This window comes from Kitasatospora sp. NPDC057904 (assembly GCF_042887925.1).
Lineage (GTDB): Bacteria > Actinomycetota > Actinomycetes > Streptomycetales > Streptomycetaceae > Kitasatospora.
Genome location: NZ_JBHVOL010000020.1, coordinates 113504 through 133398, shown reverse-complemented (window position 1 = coordinate 133398; position 19895 = coordinate 113504). Strand labels below are relative to the sequence as shown.

Here is a 19895-nt window from a genome sequence, read left to right as displayed (position 1 = left end):
CCCCACCGCCCGGACCCCGCCGACCCCGTCGGCCACGGAGCAGGAGTCAGCACATGCCCCAGGCCAGTACCGCGACCGCCGTCCGCTGGACCAACTGGGCCGGCAACCAGAGCGCCCGGCCCGCCCGGGCCGCGACGCCCGGCACCGCGGAGGAACTGGCCAGGGAGATCCGGCGCGCCGCCGAACAGGGCCGCACCGTCAAGGCCGTCGGCTCCGGCCACTCCTTCACCGCGATCGCCTCCGCCGGCGACGGCGTCCAGATCCGCCCGCACGCGCTCACCGCCGTCCGCGGGATCGACCGCGAGGCCGGCACCGTCACCGTCGAATCCGGCCTCCCGCTGCACCGGCTCAACCGGCTCCTCGCCGCCGAGGGCCTCTCGCTCACCAACATGGGCGACATCGAGGTCCAGACCGTCGCCGGCGCCACCAGCACCGGCACCCACGGCACCGGCCGCGACTCCGGCTCGCTCGCCGCGCAGATCCGCGCCCTGGAGATCGTCCTCGCCGACGGCACGGTCCACCGCTGCTCGCCCACCGAGAACCCGCGGCTCTTCCAGGGCGCCCGGCTCGGCCTCGGCGCGCTCGGCGTGATCACCGCGCTCACCTTCGGCGTCGAGCCGTCCTTCCTGCTCACCGCCCACGAGCAGCCGATGCGCTTCGACGAGGTCCTCGACCGCCTCGACGACCTCACCGCCGTCAACGAGCACTTCGAGTTCTACTGGTTCCCGCACACCGACCGCTGCAGCACCAAGCGCAACAACCGCAGCCAGGGCCCGGCCGCCCCGCTGCCCCGGTTCAAGGGCTGGCTGGAGGACGACTTCCTCTCCAACACCGTGTGGGAGGGCGCCTGCCGGGTCGGCCGCCGCTTCCCCGGCAGCATCCCCGCCATCGCCTCGCTGGCCAGCCGCGCGTGGTCCGACCGCAGCTACACCGACACCTCGCACAAGGTGTTCACCAGCCCGCGCAAGGTCCGCTTCGTCGAGATGGAGTACGCCGTGCCGCGCGCCGCCGTCGCCGACGTGCTGCGCGAGCTGAAGGCGCTCATCGAACGGTCCGACTGGCGGATCAGCTTCCCGGTGGAGGTCCGCTTCGCCCCCGCCGACGACCTCTGGCTCTCCACCGCCTCCGGCCGCGACAGCGCCTACATCGCCGTCCACCTCTACCGGGGCACCCGCGACCAGGGCTACTTCACCGGCGTCGAACAGCTGATGGCCGCCCACGAGGGCCGCCCCCACTGGGGCAAGCTGCACACCCGCGACGCCGAGTACCTCGCCGGGGTCTACCCGCACTTCGGCGACTTCACCGCCCTGCGCGACGAGGTCGACCCCGGCCGCCTGTTCGCCAACCCGTACCTGCGCCGGGTCCTCGGCGACTAGGACACGCCCTGGCCCGCCGGGGTTCCGGCGGCGGGCGCCGGGGCCTCCGACGCCGGGGCCCGGCTCGGCGCGGGCGGCTGCGGAGTCGTCCCGCCGGTCGGCTTCCCGCCACCGCCCGCCGACGGGGACGCGCCGGAGGTGGGCGTCCCGCTCGGGCTCGGGTCCGGGGTCGGCGTCGGTGTCGGGGACGGCGACCCGCCCGAGGTCGGCGACCCGCTCGGGCTGCCGCTCGGCTCCGGCCGCGGCCTCGACGTCGCCGGCTCCGACGCACCGCCCGACGGCGTCGCGCCCGGCCCGTGCCCGCCACCGGACGGCCGGCCCGTCGGATCGCCGGCCGGCGGCTTCGGATCCGTGCCCACGCTGCCGCCGAACGACGTGCCGTTGCCCGTCTGCCCGGTCACCGTCGCCGACACCGGCTGCCCGGTGACCATCTCGAACGCCACGATCGGCGTCATCGCCAGCACGAACACCAGCCCCGACACCGCCGCGTACGTCCGCCACGTCCACCGCCGGCGCGCCCGGACCACCTGCGGCTCGTTCCACTCCGACGAGATCACCGGCACCCGCGGCTCCACCGGAGCCACGTCGTCCGCCGGCACCTGGCGCAGCCCGTTCACCGTCTGGTTCGGCCCGCGGTCCACCGCCTCGCGCAGTTGCTCGCCGGTGCGCCTGAAGAGGTGCTGGAACAGCGCACCGCCCGTGGTGGCCCCGACGCTCACCACCGCCGCGCCCATGATCGTGCCGTAGACGCCGAGTTCGGACGCCAACAAGGCCCCCGCCACCGCGGCCAGCGCGCTCGCCACGACCTGAGCCACACTCAGATCGATCCGCCTGCGCTCGTCCTTCCCGCCCTCCTCGACGGGCTCCCGCTCCGGCATCGACATCCCTCGGTCCGTACGACTGTTCTTCGAACAAGTCACTCCATCTTGCCCAAAGAAGGACACAAGGGACGAAAATCCGGTTCTTCCCTCCGCGATTGTGTGAAGATGATCACCGTCCATCCGGCAGCGGTCCGCCGCCCGGGGCGCGCGCTCTTGAGATTCCCGTGAATCGCGGGAGACTTGAGCGGCGAGCCGCCCCTCCGGATGCCACGAATGGAGTACTGTTCGTAAAGCCTGAGCCTTGGGTCGACTTGTCGACTGCCAGTACCACGGCAACTTGACGAAGAGCCACGACACAGGCACGCACGGCGACGCCGGTCCCGGATCGTCGCGAACACTCCGCGTGCGAGGACGGCCGGGACACCCAGGCGCGACGTCGACGGATGACGTGGCAAAAAGGCAACCGTGCCACAGCGGTGTGGACGGGCGTGAGCCCGACACGCCGGGGAACTCAGCAAGGTTGTGGCCAGTCGCGAGTGGGCAGGCCACACTCAGTACGGGAGCAGCGACGCAGGTGACGTCGGCAGGCACCACCCGGGAGGTAACCGTGCCCGAACTGCGGGTTGTGGCCGTCAGCAACGACGGCACACGGCTGGTGCTCAAGGCTGCCGACAGCACGGAGTACACCCTCCCCATCGACGAGCGGCTGCGCGCCGCCATCCGCGGCGACCGCCCGCGCCTCGGCCAGATCGAGATCGAGGTCGAGAGCCACCTCCGCCCCCGCGACATCCAGGCGCGGATACGAGCCGGTGCCTCCGCCGAGGAGGTCGCCCAGGCCGCCGGCATCTCCGTCGACCGGGTCCGCCGCTTCGAGGGACCCGTCCTCGCCGAACGCGCCTTCATGGCCGAGCGCGCCCGCAAGACCGCCATCCGCCGCAACGGCGAGTCCCCCGGCCCCCAGCTCGGCGAGGCCGTCGCCGAACGGCTCGCGCTGCGCGGCGCCGAGAAGGAGACCGAGCGCTGGGACTCCTGGCGGCGCGACGACGGCACGTGGGAGGTCATCCTCTCCTACCGCTCCGACGGCGAGGGCCGCAGCGCTTCCTGGACGTACGACCCGCCCCGGCGCCTCGTCACGCCCAACGACGACGAGGCCCGCGCGCTGATCGGCGAGACCGTCGAGCGCGAGGAGGACTCGGTCTTCCCGTTCATCCCGCGGATCGCCCGGCTCCCCCAGGACCGGCCGCCCCGCCCGATGATCGACCGCCCCTCCGCCGACCGCATCATGTCCGCCCGCGAGGCGCGCGAGGCCGCGGCCGAGGGCCGGGACTCGCTCACCAGCCTGCTCGACGTCGTCCCCGCCTTCCGCGGCGACCTCGCCGTCGGACCCGCCCCGGTCGAACCGGTACCCGCCGAGGTCGCCGAGGAGACCGAGGAACCGGCCGCCGCCGCGGCACCCGCCGTCGGCGCCGGCTCCGCGTACGCCGACATCCTGATGCCGCGCGCCGTCGCCCCGCACCGCGAGCGCCTGGTCGGCACCACCGACCGGCAGGCCGAGGCGGACGGCGTCCGGCCCGGCCGCCGGGCCACCGTGCCCAGCTGGGACGAGATCGTCTTCGGCAGCCGGCGCAAGAAGCAGGAATAACCGTCCACGCGAGAAGGGGCGGGAGGCTTCGGCCTCCCGCCCCTTCCGTGCACCCGCGGGCGCGGGGTGCTCAGCCCGGCTGCTCCGTGACCGCCACCGGACGGCTCGCGTCGCTCGACCACTCGCTCCACGACCCCGGGTACAGCGTGGCCGGCACGCCCGCCACCTCCAGCGCCAGGACCTGGTGCGCCGCCGTCACCCCCGACCCGCAGTACACGGCCGTCTCCCGCTCCCCCGCGCCCAGCGCGCGGAACCGCTCGGCCAGCTCCGCGGCCGGCCGGAACCGCCCGTCCGCACCGACGTTCTCGGTGGTCGGCGCCGACACCGCGCCCGGGACGTGCCCCGCGCGCGGGTCGACCGGCTCCGTCTCGCCCCGGTAGCGCTCTCCCGACCGGGCGTCCAGCAGCAGGCCGCTACGCGCCCACGCCGCCGCGCCGTCCCCGTCGATCGTCGGCATCTTGCCCGGGACGGGCTTGAAGTCGCCCTCCTCCTCCGCCGGCACCTCGGCCGTCACCGGAAGCCCGGCCGCCGACCACGCCGTGTAACCGCCGTCCAGCACCCGCACGTCGCGGTGCCCGGCCCAGCGCAGCAGCCACCAGGCGCGGGCCGCCGACAGCGAGGGCCCGCCGTCGTACACCACGACCGGACGGTCGGCGCAGACACCGAAGCGGCGCATCGCGGCGCCGAACTCCTCCAGGTCCGGCAGGGGGTGGCGGCCCCCCTGGCCGGGAGCGCCGGGCGCGGCCGCGAGGTCCCGGTCCAGGTCGACGAAGTGCGCCCCCGGCAGGTGTCCGGCCCGGTACTCCTCCGCGGCCGTCGGGCCGCCCGCGGCCGCACCGACCAGCTGGTAGCGCACGTCCAGCAGCACCGGCGGACGCGACGAGGCGAGCGCCTCCCGCAGCCCGGCCGCGGAGATCAGCGGGGAACCGTCGTTGTAGGTGGTCATGCGGGCCATTGTCGCGCAGCGCGGCCGAACCGCCGCTCTTTGTGCGGTCTTTGCCGGAATTTCCGCGCGGCCGAAGGGTTGGTCGCGCGCCGGAGTGGAAGCATCACCCTCGCGTGCGCGAATTCCGTGCGCCAACCGCCCGTGAGGAGGCCCGCATTGCCCGCGGTGAAACTCCGGCTCGCCCAGGGCACGCCCTGCTGGGTCAGCCTGCTGACCGACGACCTGGCCGGCGCCCGAGCGTTCTACGGCGACCTGCTCGGCTGGAGCTACTCCCCCGGGCCGGCCCAACTCGGCGACTACGTCCGGGCCGAACTCGACGGCGAACCGGTCGCCGGCCTCGGTGTCTCCAGCGCCACCGGCTTCCCGGTGCAGTGGACCACCTACTTCGCCGTGGACAGCGCCGACTCCGCCGCCCAGCTCGTGCGCGAGTGCGGCGGCACCGTCGCCGTCGGGCCCCTCCAGGCCGAACGCGCCGGACGGATGGCCATCGCCGCCGACGTCTCCGGCGCCGTCTTCGGCCTGTGGCAGGGCGAGGAGCACGTCGGCCGCGAGGCCGGACCCGAACCCGGCGGCCCCGCGTGGGCCGAACTGCTCACCACCGACGCCGAGGGCTCCGCCGCGTTCTACGCCACCGTCCTCGGCCGCACCCTCCGGCCCGGCGCCGACGAATCCGCGCTGCTCGTGCAGGGCCGGCCGGTCGCCGGCATCCGGCACGGCGCCGAACTGCGCGGCCACCCGCCCCGCTGGCGGATCCACTTCGCCGTCCGCGACGCCGCGCTCACCGCCCGGCGCGCCACCGAACTCGGCGGCCGGGTCCTGGTCGAGCCGCACGACACCGCGCGCGGCCGGGCCGCCCGGCTGGCCGACCCGCAGGGCGGGCACTTCTCCGTCCTGGAACCCCGCTAGGAACGACGGCCCGGGACCGGCCTCACGACTGGGACTGCTCGAAGGGGAGCACGTCCGGGGAGAGCACCGAGGCACGGGCGGTCGCCGCGGTCAGGCGACGGCGGTGGTGCCGGCGGCACAGCACCTCGTAGCCCACCTCGTCCTCCTTCACCGAAATGTCGCCGATCACGACCTGCGCGCCCTCGACGACCATCACGCCGCCGACCGTCCGCGCGTTGTGGGTGGCCCGCGCGCCGCACCAGCACAGCGCCTCCACCTGCAGCACCTCGACCCGGTCGGCCAGCTCGATCAGCCGCTGCGAGCCCGGGAAGAGCCGGGTGCGGAAGTCCGTCGTGATCCCGAACGTGTAGACGTCGATGTCGAGTTCGTCCACCACCCGGGCCAGCTGGTCGACCTGCCCGGCCGCGAAGAACTGGGCCTCGTCGCAGATCAGGTAGTCCACCCGGCCGCCGGCCGACAGCCGCTGCACCACGTGCGCGTGGAAGTCGAAGTCGTCGGTCACCTCGACCGCCTCGGCGCGCAGGCCGAGCCGGCTGGAGATGGTCGCCGCGCCGGCCCGGTCGTGGCGGGTCAGGATGACCCCCTGCCGGCCGCGGGCGGTGTGGTTGTGGTCCATCTGCAGCGCCAGCGTCGACTTGCCGCAGTCCATCGTGCCCGAGAAGAACACCAGTTCAGCCATGGGTGGAGCAAAGGCCTTTCACATCAGGGGAGTTCGGGCACCGAGGAAGCGGTGGCAGCGGCGCTGCGGACGACATCGGCGGCACGGCTCAGGCGCGCACTTCGAGCAGCGGCACGAACTGCTCGACCGGGGTCATCGAGCCGTGCAGTCCGATCATCGCCGACTCGCCGGGCTCGTTGCGGGAGGCGATGATCGCGACGTCGTCCCGGGCCGCGGCGACCACGTCGCCGATCCGCGCGTACACGCGCTCGTCCACGACCGGGCCGAACCAGCCCGCCGCGATCGCCTCGTCCCTGGTCGCCACCCACATCCGGTCGCCGAGCACCTCGCTCCAGACCGTGTACACGTCCGCCGCGGCCCCCGGCACCGCGTACACGTGCCGGGCCCGGCCCTCGCCCCCCAGCAGGGCCACGCCCGCGCCGAGCTCCCAGTCCTCGTCGAAGTCGATCCGGTCCTCCGGCGCGATGTCGATCATGCCGTGGTCGGCCGTGACGTACATCGCCGAGCGCGGCGGCAGCCGCTCGGCCAGCCGGCGGGCCAGCCGGTCCACCGCGTCCAGGGTCATCCGCCACTCGTCCGAGTCCACGCCGAAGCGGTGGCCCGCGCCGTCCAGCTCACTGACGTACGTGTACACCAGCGCCCGGTCGTGCTCGGCCAGCCAGGCCGCGGCCCGGTCCATCCGCTCCTCGCCGGTGGTCCGGCCCATGAACGTGCCGCCGGACAGCGCCACCCTGGTCAGCGGGGTCTGCGCGAACAGCGGGGACGACACCTGCGCCGTCGCCACCCCGGCCGCGTGCGTCCGCTCGAAGACCGTCGGGTAGGGCTGCCAGGCCGCCGGGTCGGTCGGCGGCTGCCAGCGCAGCTGGTTCATCAGGTACCCGGCACCGGGGACCGCCACCGTGTAACCGGCCAGACCGTGCTGCCCCGGCGGGGTGCCGGTGCCCACCGACGCCAGCGAGGTCGCCGTCGTCGACGGGAACCCGGCCGTCAGCGGACGGCCCGAGCCGCCCATCGAACTGCCCGCCAGCGAGGACAGGAACGGCGCGTACTCGGGGTGGCGCAGCAGCAGCTCCCAGCCGAGGCCGTCGACCAGGAACACCACCACGCGGTCGGCCGGGGCGATCGGCAGCGTCGCCGAGAAGCCCTCGACACCCAGCCCCGCCGCGACCGAGGGCAGCAGGTCGCAGAGCGAACCGCTGCCGTAGGCGGGAGCGGGGGCGGTGGCGGGATCGAGGATCTCGAAGGCGTCGTAGCCGTCGGAAGGTGCGAAAGACATGGATCCGGTTTCGTGGCGGTCGGCGGCGCGGTGGGCGGCAGTCGTCCTGAGCGGGCAGTCGTTCCAGGCGGGCGGTCGTTCTACGCGGGCGGTCGTTCTACGCGAGCAGTCGTCCTGCGTGAGCAGTCGTCCTGCGCGGGCGGTCGTTCTACGCGGGCGGTCGGGCGGGGGCGGGGCTCAGGCCCGCGGGCCGTTGCTGACCGTCGCGTCCGACAGCGCCCGGGCGAACACCAGCGCCTGCGCGACCGTCTCCGGACCGTCGCCGGCCTCGCTCACCCGCAGTGACAGGTCGTCAGCCGTCGCCGAACCCGTGTAGCCGTGGTCCGCCTCGCAGTTCGGGTCCGAGCAGCCCGCCGGCTCCAGGTCCAGCCGCTGCACCGCGCCCCAGCCGATCGTCAGCACGACCTCGCGCGGCAACGTGCCCGGCGTGTACGTCTCCGGGTTCGCCACCATCCGGCTCACCACGACCGAACCGATCCGGTCCAGCCGGACGCTCTCCGTCGACGTCGTCGCCAGCGGCACCGACGGGCCGGCGGCGTCCCCGGTCTGCTCGTCGGTGTGGCTCACCACGAACCGGGTCGGGGTCAGCACCAGCACGGTGACGTGCCGGCGCACCTCGTTGGCGTCGAACGTCGTCTCCTGGTGCACCAGGTACGAGCTGATCGGCTCCGGGCCAACCGCGGACTCCACCGCTTCGGACACCAGGGCCGGGTAGTAGCCACTGCGCTCGATCGCCGAGCGCAGGTCCTGAGTGGTGGTGGTACCGGTCTTCGCCATAACTCCATCCTGGCATGGTCCGCCGACGAAGCGGGCGGCGCGGCGCCGAGCTTCGGACAACAGCGCCCACGGGCAGGCGCAACCAAGGAAGGTTACAGGCTGCTCATGGCGCGCGGGCCCAGATCACTGCGGACGGGCAGGGGCGCGATGCGCACCCGCGCCCCCAGGATCGCCAGCCCGTGCGGGGCCACGACCACCGGTTCGAGATCCACCGACGCGACCTCCGGCAGATCGTCCACCAGCCGCGACACCCGCAGCAGCAGCTCCTCCAGCGCGCCCGTGTCCACCGCCTCCGCACCCCGCCAGCCGAACAGCAGCGGAGCCGCCCGCACCTCCCGGATCAGCCCGGCGACATCCTGATCGGTGGCCGGAACCAGCCGGTGCGCGACATCGCCCAGCAGTTCGGCCGGCGCCCCCGCCAGACCGAAGGACAGGATCGCGCCCACCGCCGGGTCGACCGTGGCGCCGATCACGGTGTCCACCCCGCGCGGCGCCAGCCGCTGCACCACCAGCTCGGCCTGCGCCGCCCCGCCGAGCAGGGCGTCCAGCTCGCGGTGGGCCCGGCGCAGGCCCGGCTCGCCGGTCAGGTCCAGGCGGACGCTGCCCAGGTCGGGGCGGTGGCGCAGGTGCGGGGCGGTCGCCTTCAGCGCCACCGGGTAACCCAGCGCCGACGCCGCCCGCACCGCCGTCCCCTCGTCCGGGGCGGGCAGGGTCGGCGAGACGTCGATGCCGTAGTGGGCCAGCAGCGCGCGGGTCTCCGCGTCGGGCAGCGTGATCCGGGCGCCGCCCGGCTGGGTACGGGCCGCAATCGCCGCGCGGGTGTTCAGCGCCGCGTCCACCAGCACGCGGGCCCCCGGCTCGTCGATCCGGTCCAGCTCCGGCACCCGGGCCGTCTCCTCCGCCTCCGCCATCCGGCGCCGCCACTGCCCGTAGTGCACGGCGTGGGCGAGGGCCCGCACCGCACGCTCCGGCGCCGCGAACGCCGGGATGCCGCCCGGACGCAGCCGCAGCGGCAGATCGGTCAGCGCCAGGTGCGCCAGCACCAGCGGCTTGCCCAACTCCCGCGCCCGCTCACCGGCTTCGAGCAGCGCCGTGGCGATCTCCGGATCGTCCGAACCCATCTCCGGATCCTCCGGACCGGCCAGCCGGCCGCCCATGAACGCGTGCGCGGACGTGCCGATCGGCGGGATCGCGACGGCGATCACGGCGTCCACGGCGGGATCGGACAGGGCGACGTCCAGCGCGATCCGGAAGTTCTCACCGGTCGCACCGGTGGTCAGGTCCACGGGCGTACGGGGGCGCAGGCCCGCGCTCAGGCAGGCGTCGTACGTCAGCAGGCCCAGCGAGTCCGAATTGCCGACCACGGCGACCCGGTCCCCCGGCGGCAGCGGCTGCTGGACCAGCAGCTCACCGGTGTCGTACAACTCGGTGATCGTCTCCACCCGGGTGACCCCGGCCTGCTCGAACAGCGCGTCCACCGTCGCGTCGCGCAACCCCGTCGCCGTGGCCGGCACGGCGTGGCCCGGCGGCAGGCTCCCGGTGTGGCGCGCACCCTTCACGACGACCACCGGCTTCGCCGCGGCCAGACGGCGGGCGATCCGGGTGAACTTGCGCGGATTGCCGAACGACTCCAGGTAGAGCAGCACCACCTCGGTCGCGTCGTCCTCCGCCCAGTACTGCAGGAAGTCGTTCCCGGACACGTCGGACCGGTTGCCGACCGACGCGAACGACGAGACGCCGAGCCCCCGGCGGTGCGCGGCCTCCAGGAGCGCCACCCCGATCGCCCCGGACTGGCAGAAGATCCCGAAACCGCCGCGCCGCGGCAGGTGCGGCGCCAACGAGGCGTTCAACGGCTGCCCGGGATCCGTGCTGATCAGACCGAAGGCGTTCGGACCGACCACCCGCATCCCCGCCGCACGGGCCTGCCGCACCAGCGCCCGCTGGCGGTCACGGCCCTCCGGGCCCGTCTCCGCGTACCCCGCCGTCACCACGACCAGGCCCTGCACCCCATGGGCGCCGCACTCGGCGACCGTCGCCGGCACCGCACTCTCGGGGACGGCGATCACGGCCAGGTCCACCGGCCCCGGGACGTCCCGGATCGAGCGGTACACCGGGACACCGTCCAGCTCCGTCCCCGCCGGAGCCTTGCGGTTCACCGCGTACACGGGACGCAAGGCCTCCCCGTCCCCGCGCTTGCTCTCGAACTCGGCGTCGAAACCGCCCAGCAGATCCCGCAGCAGCGCCCGCCCCACCGTCTGCGGATTGCGCGAAACCCCGATCACCGCCACCGAACGCGGCGTGAGCAGCCGCTGCACCGAACGCGCCTCCGCACGATGCTCCCGCGCCCGCATCACCGCCAGCGAGCGGTCCGTCTGCTCCAGGTCGAACTCCAGGTGCACCACACCGTCCGCGAAACTCCGGTGCTGCGTGTAGCCGGCGTCCGTGAAGACCTTCACCATCTTCCGGTTCTCCGGCAGCACCTCCGCCTGGAAACGACGGATCCCCCGCTCCTGCGCCACCGCCGCGATGTGCTCCAGCAGCGCCGACGCCACCCCGCGGCCCTGATGCGCGTCCTGCACCAGGAACGCCACCTCGGCATCCGTCCCGGAGTCCGACGGACGGCCCTCGGCATCGATCCGGTCGTACCGCACCGTCGCGATGAAACGGTCCCGGACCACCACGGCCAGCGCCACCCGGTTCACGAAGTCGTGGTGCGTGAACCGGCGGACGTCCTTCTCCGAGAGCTTCGGATAGGGCGCGAAGAAACGGAAGTACTTCGACTGGTCCGAGACCTGCTCGTAGAACTCCACCAGCCGCCCGGCATCGGCGGGAGTGATCGGCCGGATCCGGGCCGTGCCGCCGTCGCGCAGCAGGATGTCGGCCTCCCAGTGCTGCGGATAGTCCGGATGCCCTGGGTGCTGCGCCGCCGCGGAGTCGTCCACGATCGTCAGGTTATCCGGCGGCGGGCCGAATGGCGCCCGGCGTGCACGCGCGGCAGGGTGGACAGGGCCACTGGCCGGGCCTTATGCCAGGAAAATGCCCCGAAAAGAAACAATCACAACTCCCGAACGCGGCGGCTCGCCGGGGTCGACTGCGTGCAACACTGGTCTAGACAACATGGCCGCTTCCCCGAGCACGGCCGTGACCAGCTTCACCGGAAAGGCACGTCTCATGGCCGAGCGCCGCGTCACCATCGGTTGGGCCGAGGGCCTGCACGCCCGTCCCGCCTCCATCTTCGTCCGGGCCGTGACGGCCACCGGCGTGCCGATCACCATCGCCAAGCCCGGCGGCAACCCCGTCAACGCCGCCTCCATGCTCGGCCTGCTCGCCCTCGGCGCCCAGGGCGGCGAAGAGGTCATCCTCGCCACCGACGCCGAGAACGCCGACGAGGCCCTCGACCGCCTCGCCAAGCTCGTCGCCGAAGGCCTCGAAGAACTCCCCGCCGCCGCCTGAGCGGGCTGGATCGCCACAGCGCCCGGCAGTGCATTTAGCACTGCCGGGCGCTTTGCGTTCACGGATTCGGTCGCATCCACACCTTTCGGCGAACTGGTGAGCGATCGCCCCTTGCGAGCATTCGTTCGCACACATGCTCGCCGCATGACGTTCTTCGACCTCGAACGACCCGAGCACGCCTACATGTTCGCCTTCATCCAGGCGGACGGTCACCTCACCCAGGGAGTCGGCAACAAGGGCCGGCTCGCCGTGGAGCTCTCCGCGCGGGACGCCCCGATCCTGGAGGAGTTCCAGCGCCTCTGCCCGTTCAACAGCAGCATCCGCTACCGGACCCGCACCACGAACTTCAAGGCGGACCACACGTCGGTGATGTGGACCGTGTGCGCCCGTGAGTTCCGCGAGGAACTGCAGGCGCTGGGCCTGCCGGTCGGGCGCAAGTCCGAGATCGTGGCGCCGCCAACCGTTCCGTTCTCCGAGCGCGATTACCTGCGGGGTCTGATCGACGCGGACGGCTCGGTGGGACGTACCGCCCAGGATCTTCCGTTCGTCAGCCTCACGACCAAGAGCGACGCCATGGCGGTCTTCACCGCCGGCTACGCAGAGCGCCTCTGCGGTGCCCGGCGCAGGCTCAACCGCAACAAGCGCGACAGCATCTACAACGTCCTCTTCCTCAACGAGGCTGCCGTGGCCCTGGCTGCCGACCTGTACTACCCGGGCTGCCTCGCGCTGCCTCGGAAGAAGGCCAGCGCCGATCGGGCCAGCAGCTGGGTACGCCCGCCGACGATGGGCTTCGCTCCACCCCGGCGCAGTTGGACCCCGGAGGAGGACGAGGTGATCCTCACCGCAGCCAGCATGGAGCTGGCGGCCAAGCGGCTGGACCGGACGCTTAAGAGCTGCAAGATCCGTCACTGGCGGCTCGTCGGTCCCAAACGTCCACGAGTCTTCCCGCAGCGATGACGGAGGGCCCCCGACGTTGTCGGGGGCCCTCTCATCTGAGACTGCTCACCCCTTCACGCAGACGACCTGCATGAGGTGGGCGATCGGCTCAACCAGATCGGTCTGCTGGGCCATGACCTTCTCGATCGACTTGTAGGCGCCCGGGATCTCGTCCACCACGCCGCTGTCCTTACGGCATTCCACGCCCTTGGTCTGTTCGATCAAGTCCTGCGTGGTGAACCGCTTCTTCGCGGCGTTTCGACTCATCTTCCGACCCGCGCCGTGCGAAGCCGAGTTGAACGACGCCTCGTTGCCCAGTCCACGCACGATGTACGAACCGGTGGCCATGGATCCCGGGATAATCCCGTAGTCGCCGGTCTGAGCCCGGATCGCGCCCTTGCGGGTCACCAGCAGGTCCAAACCGTCATACCGCTCCTCCGCCACGTAGTTGTGGTGGCAGCTGATCTCGTCCTCGAAGGCGACCTTCGCCTTCGGGAACTCGCGGCGTACGACGTCCTTGAGGAGCGCCATCATGATCGAGCGGTTGTACGAGGCGTACTCCTGCGCCCAGAACAGGTCATTGCGGTAGGCGGACATCTGCGGGGTCTGCGCGATGAACACCGCCAGGTCGCGGTCGACGAGGCCCTGGTTGTGCGGAAGCGAGCGCGCAACGCCCATGTGATGATCTGCCAACTCCTTGCCGATTCCCCGTGATCCGGAATGCAGAGTCAGCCAGATGGCACCACTATCATCCAAGCATAGTTCCGTATGATGATTCCCCGAGCCGAGCGTTCCCATCTGCTGCATGGCACGTTCGCGACGCCATTTGACCGAATCCGCCACACCGTCGAACCGCTGCCAGAAGTCGTCCCACCCCGCCGTCGCGAAGCCGTGGAGCTTGCGCGGGTCGACCGGGTCGGTGTGGAGGCCGCGGCCGACCGGGATGGCCTGCTCGATCTTGGAGCGGAGGCGGGACAGGTCGTCCGGGAGGTCCTTGGCGGTGAGGGAGGTCTTCACCGCGCTCATTCCGCAGCCGATGTCCACGCCGACCGCCGCCGGGCAGACGGCGCCCTTCATGGCGATGACGGAGCCGACCGTCGCGCCCTTGCCCAGGTGGACGTCGGGCATGACGGCGAGGCCGTGGAGCCAGGGCAGGGAGCTGATGTTGCGCAGCTGCTGCATGGCCTCGCCCTCGACGGTGGCCGGGTCGGTCCACATCCGGATGGGGACCCGGATTCCGGGCACTTCGGTGTACGACATGGGTGTTCGACCTCCAAGGTCGCTTGGTTCACAGGGAGTTGCCGCACGCGAACAGATCCCGGCGCGGCTCGGGGAAGACCAGAAAAGGGGGCTCAGGCGCCCAGGGCACAGGGGGAGAGCGGCCTTGGGGAGCGTCGTCGTATGGTTCGCTCGACCCGCATGGTGACCGCCTCCCTTCGTTCGTCAGAGTCAGACTTCGTACGTCTGTGCCGGGGAACATCTATCCACGGAACGGCCGCGGCCCGCAACGGATTTAAAAACGCGGCAGGCCCGCCGGAGCGGCGATCGCTCCAACGGGCCTGCCGTGCACCGGAGAGGGTCAGCTGACGACCGTGACCTCGCCGATGCCGAGCTTCCGCACGTCGTCCGCGATCACGGCGGCGTCGCCGACCAGCACGGTGACCAGCCGGTCCGGCGGGAAGGCGGCGACGACGGCCTCGGTGGCCTCGGCGGTGGGCAGTTCGGCGAGCCGGCGGTAGACCTCGGCCTGGTAGTCGTCGGGCAGGTGCTGCTCGACCTGGTCGGCGAGGGTGCCGGCGACCGAGCCCGCGGTCTCGTACTTGAGCGGGGCGACGCCGACCAGGAACTGCACGGCCTCGTCGCGCTCGGCGTCGGTGAGGCCCTCGGCGGCGAGGGTGCGCAGGATCGTCCAGGCGTCCTTGAGGGCCGGGGCGGTGGAGGCGGTGTCCACCGAGCCGCTGATGGCGAGCAGCGCGCGCCCGCTGCCGTCGGCGGCCGAGCGCAGCGGCTGGGCGAAGGAGCGGACGCCGTAGGTGTAGCCCTTCTCCTCGCGCAGGACGCGGTCGAGGCGGGAGGTGAGGGTGCCGCCGAGGCAGTAGGTGCCGAGGGTCTGGGCGGGCCAGTCGGGGTGGTGGCGGTCGGGGCCGATGCGGCCGATGAGGAGCTGGGTCTGGACGGAGTCGGGCCGGTCGACGATGACGACGCGGCCGTGGTCGTCGGCGGTGACGGGGGCGTGGACGGAGGCCGCGGCGGGGGTGCCGGTCCAGGTGCCGAGGGTGCTCTCCAGGAGGGCGGGCAGGTCGACGCCGGTGAGGTCGCCGACCACGACGACGGTGCTGGTGGCGGGCCGGACGTGGGCGTCGTAGAAGGCCTTGACGGCGGCGCGGTCGATGGACTTGACCGTGTCGGCGGTGCCGCTGCGGGGGCGGGAGAGGCGGTCGGCGGCGTCGAAGAGTTCGGCGTAGAGGGCCTTGGCGGCGCGCCGGGCGGGGTTGGCCTGCTCGTGGACGATCTCGTCGAGGCGGTTGGCGACGAGGCGCTCGATCTCGTCCTCGGGGAGGGCGGGGGCGCGCAGGGCGTCGGCGAGGAGGGCGAGGCCGCGCTGGAGGCGGGAGGCGGGGACTTCGAGGGAGACGCGGATGCAGGGGTGGTCGGCGTGGGCGTCGAGGGTGGCGCCGGCGCGTTCGAGTTCGCCGGCGAACTCCTCGGCGGTGAGGGTGTCGGTGCCTTCGCTGAGGGCGCGGGCGAGGATGGCGGCGACGCCGTCGAGGCCGGCCGGTTCGGCGGCGAGCGGGGCGTCGACGAGGACCTCGACGGCGACGAGCTGCTGGCCGGGGCGGTGGCAGTGCAGGACGGTGATGCCGTTGGCGAGGGCGGTGCGCTCGGGGGCGGGGAAGGCCCAGGGGCTCGGGGTGCCGGGCCGGGGCTGGGGGTGGAAGGTCATGGCGGGGACGTAGTCGGTGCTCATGCGGCGGCACCCTCCTCTTCGGAAGCGGCGTCGGAAGCGGCGTCGGTGTCGGCCGTGGTCGGCTCGTAGACGAGGACGGCCCGGTTGTCGGGGTGGAGTCGGGCCTTGGCGACGGCCCTGACCTCTTCGGCGGTGACGTCGAGGACCTTGGGGAGGGCGTCGTTGAGCAGCTTGGGGTCGCCGAACAGGACGGCGTAGCGGCAGAGTTCGTCGGCGCGGCCGGCGACGGTGGTGAGCCGGTCGAGCCATTCGCGCTCGATCTGGGCCTGGGCGCGTTCGAGTTCCTCGGGGGTGGGGCCTTCGGCGGCGAAGCGGGCGAGTTCCTCGTCGACGGCGGTGTCGATCTGCTGGAGGGTGGCGTCGCCGGAGGTCTTGACGTCGAGCCAGCCGAGGCTGGGGGCGCCGGCGAGGCGGAGCAGGCCGAAGCCGGCGGCGACGGCGGTGCGGTCGCGGCGCACGAGGCGGTTGTAGAGGCGACTGGATTCGCCGCTGCCGAGGATGGTGAGGGCGAGGTCGGCGGCGTCGGCTTCGCGGGTGCCGTCGTGCGGGAGGCGGTAGGCGGCCATGAGGGCGCGGGAGGGGACGTCCTCGTGGATCTCCTCGCGCAGTTCGCGCCCGATGGTGTCGGGGAGTTCGCCGGAGCGCGGGGGCTGCTTGCCGTCGTGGGCGGGGATGCTGCCGAAGTACTTCTCGACCCAGGCGATGGTCTGTTCGGGGTCGATGTCGCCGACGATGGAGAGGACGGCGTTGTTGGGCGCGTAGTACGTGCGGAAGAACGTGCGGGCGTCCTCCAGCGTGGCGGCGTCGAGGTCGGCCATGGAGCCGATGGGGGTGTGGTGGTACGGGTGGCCGTCGGGGAACGAGAGCGCGGTGAGCTTCTCGAAGGCGGTGCCGTAGGGGACGTTGTCGTAGCGCTGGCGGCGCTCGTTCTTGACGACGTCCCGCTGGTTCTCCATGGAGGTCTCGTCGAGTGCGGCGAGGAGGGAGCCCATGCGGTCGGCCTCCAGCCAGAGGGCGAGCTCCAGCTGGTGGGCGGGCATGGTCTCGAAGTAGTTGGTGCGCTCGAAGCTGGTGGTGCCGTTGAGCGAGCCGCCGGCGCCCTGGACGAGCTCGAAGTGGCCGTTGTTGGAGACGTTGGCCGAGCCCTGGAACATGAGGTGTTCGAAGAGGTGGGCGAGGCCGGTGCGGCCCTTGACCTCGTGGCGCGAGCCGACGTCGTACCAGAGGCAGACCGCGGCGACCGGGGTGAGGTGGTCCTCGGAGAGGACGACGCGCAGGCCGTTCTCCAGGCGGTGCTCGGTGATGGCGATGCCTCGGCTGGAGGCGGGGGCCGGGTTGGCCATGCGCTCGGGTCCTTCCCGTCGTCGATGTCGGGGTTCGTGTGGCGTCCCCCATTGTGGTGCAACGCGCGAGGGGCGTGGATGTGTCCGCGCGGAGGGGGCGTTCGCCAGGGGCGGAAGAGGGGCGCTGGCCGGGAGTGTCGGTGCGAGGGTCCACAATGGGGGCGCCGCGCCCTGTTGACGGGGGCAGCCGGCATGGCGACAGAGACTGACCGAGACACAGCGCAAGCGAGACGTAAGGGAGCCCCGCCGCGATGGCCCGCCGCAGTTCGCAGACCCCGCCGCCCGGAGACTTCGAGGAGCGGATCCTCGATGTCGACGTCGTGGACGAGATGCAGGGCTCCTTCCTGGAGTACGCCTACTCGGTGATCTACTCGCGCGCGCTGCCCGACGCGCGGGACGGTCTGAAGCCGGTGCACCGGCGGATCCTGTACCAGGCCAACGAGATGGGCCTGCGTCCGGAGCGCGCGCACGTGAAGTGCGCGCGTGTGGTGGGCGAGGTGATGGGTCGCCTGCACCCGCACGGTGACCAGTCGATCTACGACGCGGTCGTCCGGATGGCGCAGCCGTTCTCGATGCGGTTGCCGCTGATCGACGGGCACGGGAACTTCGGTTCGCTGGGCAACGACGACCCGCCGGCGGCGATGCGGTACACCGAGTCGCGGCTGACGCCGGCGGCGATGGCGCTGGTGGAGTCGATCCACGAGGACACGGTCGACTTCGGGCCGAACTACGACGGCAGTGAGCAGGAGCCGCTGGCGCTGCCGGCGGCGTTCCCGAACCTGCTGGTGAACGGTGCGACGGGCATCGCGGTGGGCATGGCGACGAACATGCCGCCGCACAACCTGTCCGAGGTGGTGGCGGCGGCCCGGCACCTGATCAAGCACCCGAGCGCGGACCTGGACACGCTGATGCGGTTCGTGCCGGGTCCGGACCTGCCGACGGGCGGGCGGATCGTGGGCCTGGCAGGGATCCGGGACGCGTACGAGTCGGGCCGCGGGACGTTCAAGATCCGGGCGACGGCGACGGTGGAGGCGGTGACGGCGCGCCGCAAGGGCATCGTCGTGACGGAGCTGCCGTACAACGTCGGCCCGGAGAAGGTCATCTCGAAGATCAAGGACCTGGTCAACGCGAAGAAGCTGCAGGGCGTCGCGGACGTCAAGGACCTGACCGACCGCGTGCACGGGCTGCGGCTGGTGATCGAGGTGAAGAACGGCTTCGTGCCGGAGGCGCTCCTGGAGCAGCTGTACAAGCTGACGCCGATGGAGGAGACGTTCGGCATCAACAACGTGGCGCTGGTGGACGGCCAGCCGCTGACGCTGGGGCTGAAGGAGCTGCTGGAGGTGTACGTCGACCACCGGTTCACGGTGGTGCGGCGGCGCAGCGACTTCCGCCGGCGCAAGCGGCAGGAGCGGCTGCACCTGGTCGAGGGCCTGCTGGTGGCGCTGGTCGACATCGACGAGGTGATCGCGATCATCCGGTCGAGCGACAACGCGGGGCAGGCGAAGGAGCGTCTGATGGAGCGCTTCTCGCTGTCGGAGACGCAGACGGCGTACATCCTGGACACGCCGCTGCGCCGGCTGACGCGTTTCGACCGGGTGGAGCTGGAGCAGGAGCAGGCGAAGCTGCTGTCGGAGATCGCGGACCTGACGGAGATCCTGGAGTCGGACGCGAAGCTGCGCAGCGTGGTGTCGTCCGAACTGGGTGCGGTGGGCAAGCAGTTCGGGACGGAGCGGCGCACCGTGTTGCTGGAGGCGGGCGCGGTGCCGTCGGCGGCGCTGACGGTGCCGTTGGAGGTGGCGGACGATCCGTGCCGGGTGCTGCTGTCGTCGACGGGTCTGCTGGCGCGGACGGCGGACGGGGAGCCGTTCGAGCTGTCGGAGGCGCGGGCGAGGCACGACGTGATCGTGTCGGCGGTGCCGGCGACGGCGCGGGCGGACGTGGGTGTGGTGACGTCGGCGGGCCGGGTGCTGCGGCTGCCGGTGATCGATCTGCCGGCGCTGCCGCCGACGCCGTCGCCGACGCTGGCGGGCGGGGCGGCGGTCGGGGAGTTCCTGCGGCTGGAGGCGGGTGAGCGGGCGCTGGCGCTGACGACGCTGGACGAGTCGTCGCCGGGGCTGGCGCTGGGCACGGTGCAGGGCGTGGTGAAGCGGGTGGTGCCGGAGTGGCCCGCGAACAAGGACGAGTTCGAGGTGATCGCCCTCAAGGAGGGTGACGAGCTGGTGGGTGCGGTGGAGTTGCGCACCGGCGAGGAGGACCTGGTCTTCATCTCGTCGGACGCGCAGTTGCTGCGGTACCCGGCGGGTCAGGTGCGTCCGCAGGGGCGTCCGGCGGGTGGCATGGCGGGGATCAAGCTGGCGGACGGGGCGCGGGTGCTGTCGTTCACGGCGGTGGATCCGGCGGCGGACGCGGTGGTGGTGTCGGTGGCGGGTGCGTCGGGCACGTTGACGGGCGAGGAGCAGTCGACGTGGAAGGTGACGCCGTTCGAGCAGTACCCGCGCAAGGGCCGGGCGACGGGCGGTGTCCGCTGCCAGCGGTTCCTGCGCGGTGAGGACCTGCTGACGTTCGCGTGGGCGGGTGCGGTGCCGGCCCGGGCGGCGACGGCGAAGGGCGCGCCGGTGGAGCTGCCGGAGCGGGATCCGCGCCGGGACGGTTCGGGTACGCCGGTGACGACGCCGATCGCGGTGGTCGCGGGTCCGGCGTGACCGGCGCGGCCGGCGTGATCAGCGCGGCCGGTACGGCCGGGTGAGCGGAGGAGGGGTGCCCGTCGGGTGC

The 19895-nt window shown here is 72.6% G+C and carries 15 protein-coding genes; 7 read left to right on the top strand and 8 right to left on the bottom strand.

The window, feature by feature from the left end; translation table 11 throughout:
* The first annotated feature begins 53 nt into the window (after positions 1-53).
* From ACFVSN_RS35505 to sepH, 3 genes are all read left to right on the top strand, one after another.
* Entirely contained in the window at positions 54-1376 is a 1323-nt protein-coding gene (locus ACFVSN_RS35505) for a D-arabinono-1,4-lactone oxidase (protein ID WP_387957589.1), read from the top strand.
* 138 nt (positions 1377-1514) lie between these two features.
* Positions 1515-2123 (top strand): hypothetical protein, encoded by a 609-nt coding sequence (locus ACFVSN_RS35500; protein ID WP_380439558.1) that lies wholly within the window; start codon positions 1515-1517, stop codon positions 2121-2123.
* Positions 2124-2771: 648 nt separating this feature from the next.
* Complete coding sequence (gene sepH / locus ACFVSN_RS35495; protein ID WP_380439556.1) at positions 2772-3839, top strand: septation protein SepH; 1068 nt, start codon at positions 2772-2774, stop codon at positions 3837-3839.
* A 70-nt stretch (positions 3840-3909) separates the two neighbouring features.
* Here sepH and ACFVSN_RS35490 read toward each other — a convergent pair whose 3' ends face one another.
* Positions 3910-4785 carry a sulfurtransferase gene (locus ACFVSN_RS35490; RefSeq protein ID WP_387957586.1) on the bottom strand — a complete coding sequence of 292 codons (876 nt, stop codon included), beginning with the start codon at positions 4783-4785 and terminating at the stop codon, positions 3910-3912.
* A gap of 165 nt (positions 4786-4950) precedes the next feature.
* On the opposite strand from ACFVSN_RS35490, the gene ACFVSN_RS35485 reads away from it, so the two are divergent.
* On the top strand, positions 4951-5691 hold the full coding sequence (locus ACFVSN_RS35485) for a VOC family protein (protein ID WP_380497529.1): 741 nt from the start codon (positions 4951-4953) through the stop codon (positions 5689-5691).
* Between the two features lie 22 nt (positions 5692-5713).
* On the opposite strand, the gene ACFVSN_RS35480 is transcribed toward ACFVSN_RS35485, so the two are convergent.
* From ACFVSN_RS35480 to ACFVSN_RS35465, 4 genes are all read right to left on the bottom strand, one after another.
* Positions 5714-6370 (bottom strand): thymidine kinase, encoded by a 657-nt coding sequence (locus ACFVSN_RS35480; protein ID WP_380439552.1) that lies wholly within the window; start codon positions 6368-6370, stop codon positions 5714-5716.
* Between the two features lie 88 nt (positions 6371-6458).
* Positions 6459-7646, bottom strand: coding sequence for an alkaline phosphatase family protein (locus tag ACFVSN_RS35475; protein WP_380439550.1), 1188 nt, complete (start codon positions 7644-7646; stop codon positions 6459-6461).
* Between the two features lie 177 nt (positions 7647-7823).
* Positions 7824-8423, bottom strand: coding sequence for a DUF5998 family protein (locus ACFVSN_RS35470; protein WP_380439548.1), 600 nt, complete (start codon positions 8421-8423; stop codon positions 7824-7826).
* Positions 8424-8515: 92 nt separating this feature from the next.
* Positions 8516-11365: a GNAT family N-acetyltransferase gene (locus tag ACFVSN_RS35465; RefSeq protein ID WP_387957584.1), complete on the bottom strand. Its 2850-nt coding sequence runs from the start codon at positions 11363-11365 to the stop codon at positions 8516-8518.
* Between the two features lie 229 nt (positions 11366-11594).
* Between ACFVSN_RS35465 and ACFVSN_RS35460 the strand changes: the two genes are divergently transcribed.
* A complete protein-coding gene (locus ACFVSN_RS35460) occupies positions 11595-11876 on the top strand; it encodes an HPr family phosphocarrier protein (RefSeq protein ID WP_359964780.1) in 282 nt (93 codons plus the stop codon).
* A gap of 144 nt (positions 11877-12020) precedes the next feature.
* A complete protein-coding gene (locus ACFVSN_RS35455; protein ID WP_387957582.1) occupies positions 12021-12833 on the top strand; it encodes an LAGLIDADG family homing endonuclease in 813 nt (270 codons plus the stop codon).
* A 45-nt stretch (positions 12834-12878) separates the two neighbouring features.
* Here ACFVSN_RS35455 and ACFVSN_RS35450 read toward each other — a convergent pair whose 3' ends face one another.
* From ACFVSN_RS35450 to ACFVSN_RS35440, 3 genes are all read right to left on the bottom strand, one after another.
* Positions 12879-14072, bottom strand: coding sequence for an RtcB family protein (locus ACFVSN_RS35450; RefSeq protein ID WP_387957580.1), 1194 nt, complete (start codon positions 14070-14072; stop codon positions 12879-12881).
* Positions 14073-14391: 319 nt separating this feature from the next.
* Entirely contained in the window at positions 14392-15756 is a 1365-nt protein-coding gene (locus tag ACFVSN_RS35445; protein ID WP_380439584.1) for a M16 family metallopeptidase, read from the bottom strand.
* A 20-nt stretch (positions 15757-15776) separates the two neighbouring features.
* Positions 15777-17123, bottom strand: coding sequence for a M16 family metallopeptidase (locus tag ACFVSN_RS35440; protein ID WP_380439542.1), 1347 nt, complete (start codon positions 17121-17123; stop codon positions 15777-15779).
* Positions 17124-17374: 251 nt separating this feature from the next.
* Between ACFVSN_RS35440 and ACFVSN_RS35435 the strand changes: the two genes are divergently transcribed.
* Positions 17375-19825 carry a DNA topoisomerase (ATP-hydrolyzing) subunit A gene (locus ACFVSN_RS35435; RefSeq protein ID WP_380497510.1) on the top strand — a complete coding sequence of 817 codons (2451 nt, stop codon included), beginning with the start codon at positions 17375-17377 and terminating at the stop codon, positions 19823-19825.
* Positions 19826-19895: the final 70 nt, after the last annotated feature.

What these genes read in the sequence shown, in the direction of transcription:
- ACFVSN_RS35460 (WP_359964780.1), top strand. Translation starts at nt 11,595, where the DNA reads ATGGCCGAGCGCCGCGTCACCATCGGTTGGGCCGAGGGCCTGCACGCC.
- ACFVSN_RS35455 (WP_387957582.1), top strand. Translation starts at nt 12,021, where the DNA reads ATGACGTTCTTCGACCTCGAACGACCCGAGCACGCCTACATGTTCGCC.
- ACFVSN_RS35445 (WP_380439584.1), bottom strand. Translation starts at nt 15,756, where the DNA reads ATGACCTTCCACCCCCAGCCCCGGCCCGGCACCCCGAGCCCCTGGGCC.
- ACFVSN_RS35490 (WP_387957586.1), bottom strand. Translation starts at nt 4,785, where the DNA reads ATGACCACCTACAACGACGGTTCCCCGCTGATCTCCGCGGCCGGGCTG.
- ACFVSN_RS35470 (WP_380439548.1), bottom strand. Translation starts at nt 8,423, where the DNA reads ATGGCGAAGACCGGTACCACCACCACTCAGGACCTGCGCTCGGCGATC.
- ACFVSN_RS35450 (WP_387957580.1), bottom strand. Translation starts at nt 14,072, where the DNA reads ATGTCGTACACCGAAGTGCCCGGAATCCGGGTCCCCATCCGGATGTGG.
- ACFVSN_RS35435 (WP_380497510.1), top strand. Translation starts at nt 17,375, where the DNA reads ATGGCCCGCCGCAGTTCGCAGACCCCGCCGCCCGGAGACTTCGAGGAG.
- ACFVSN_RS35440 (WP_380439542.1), bottom strand. Translation starts at nt 17,123, where the DNA reads ATGGCCAACCCGGCCCCCGCCTCCAGCCGAGGCATCGCCATCACCGAG.
- ACFVSN_RS35505 (WP_387957589.1), top strand. Translation starts at nt 54, where the DNA reads ATGCCCCAGGCCAGTACCGCGACCGCCGTCCGCTGGACCAACTGGGCC.
- ACFVSN_RS35475 (WP_380439550.1), bottom strand. Translation starts at nt 7,646, where the DNA reads ATGTCTTTCGCACCTTCCGACGGCTACGACGCCTTCGAGATCCTCGAT.
- ACFVSN_RS35480 (WP_380439552.1), bottom strand. Translation starts at nt 6,370, where the DNA reads ATGGCTGAACTGGTGTTCTTCTCGGGCACGATGGACTGCGGCAAGTCG.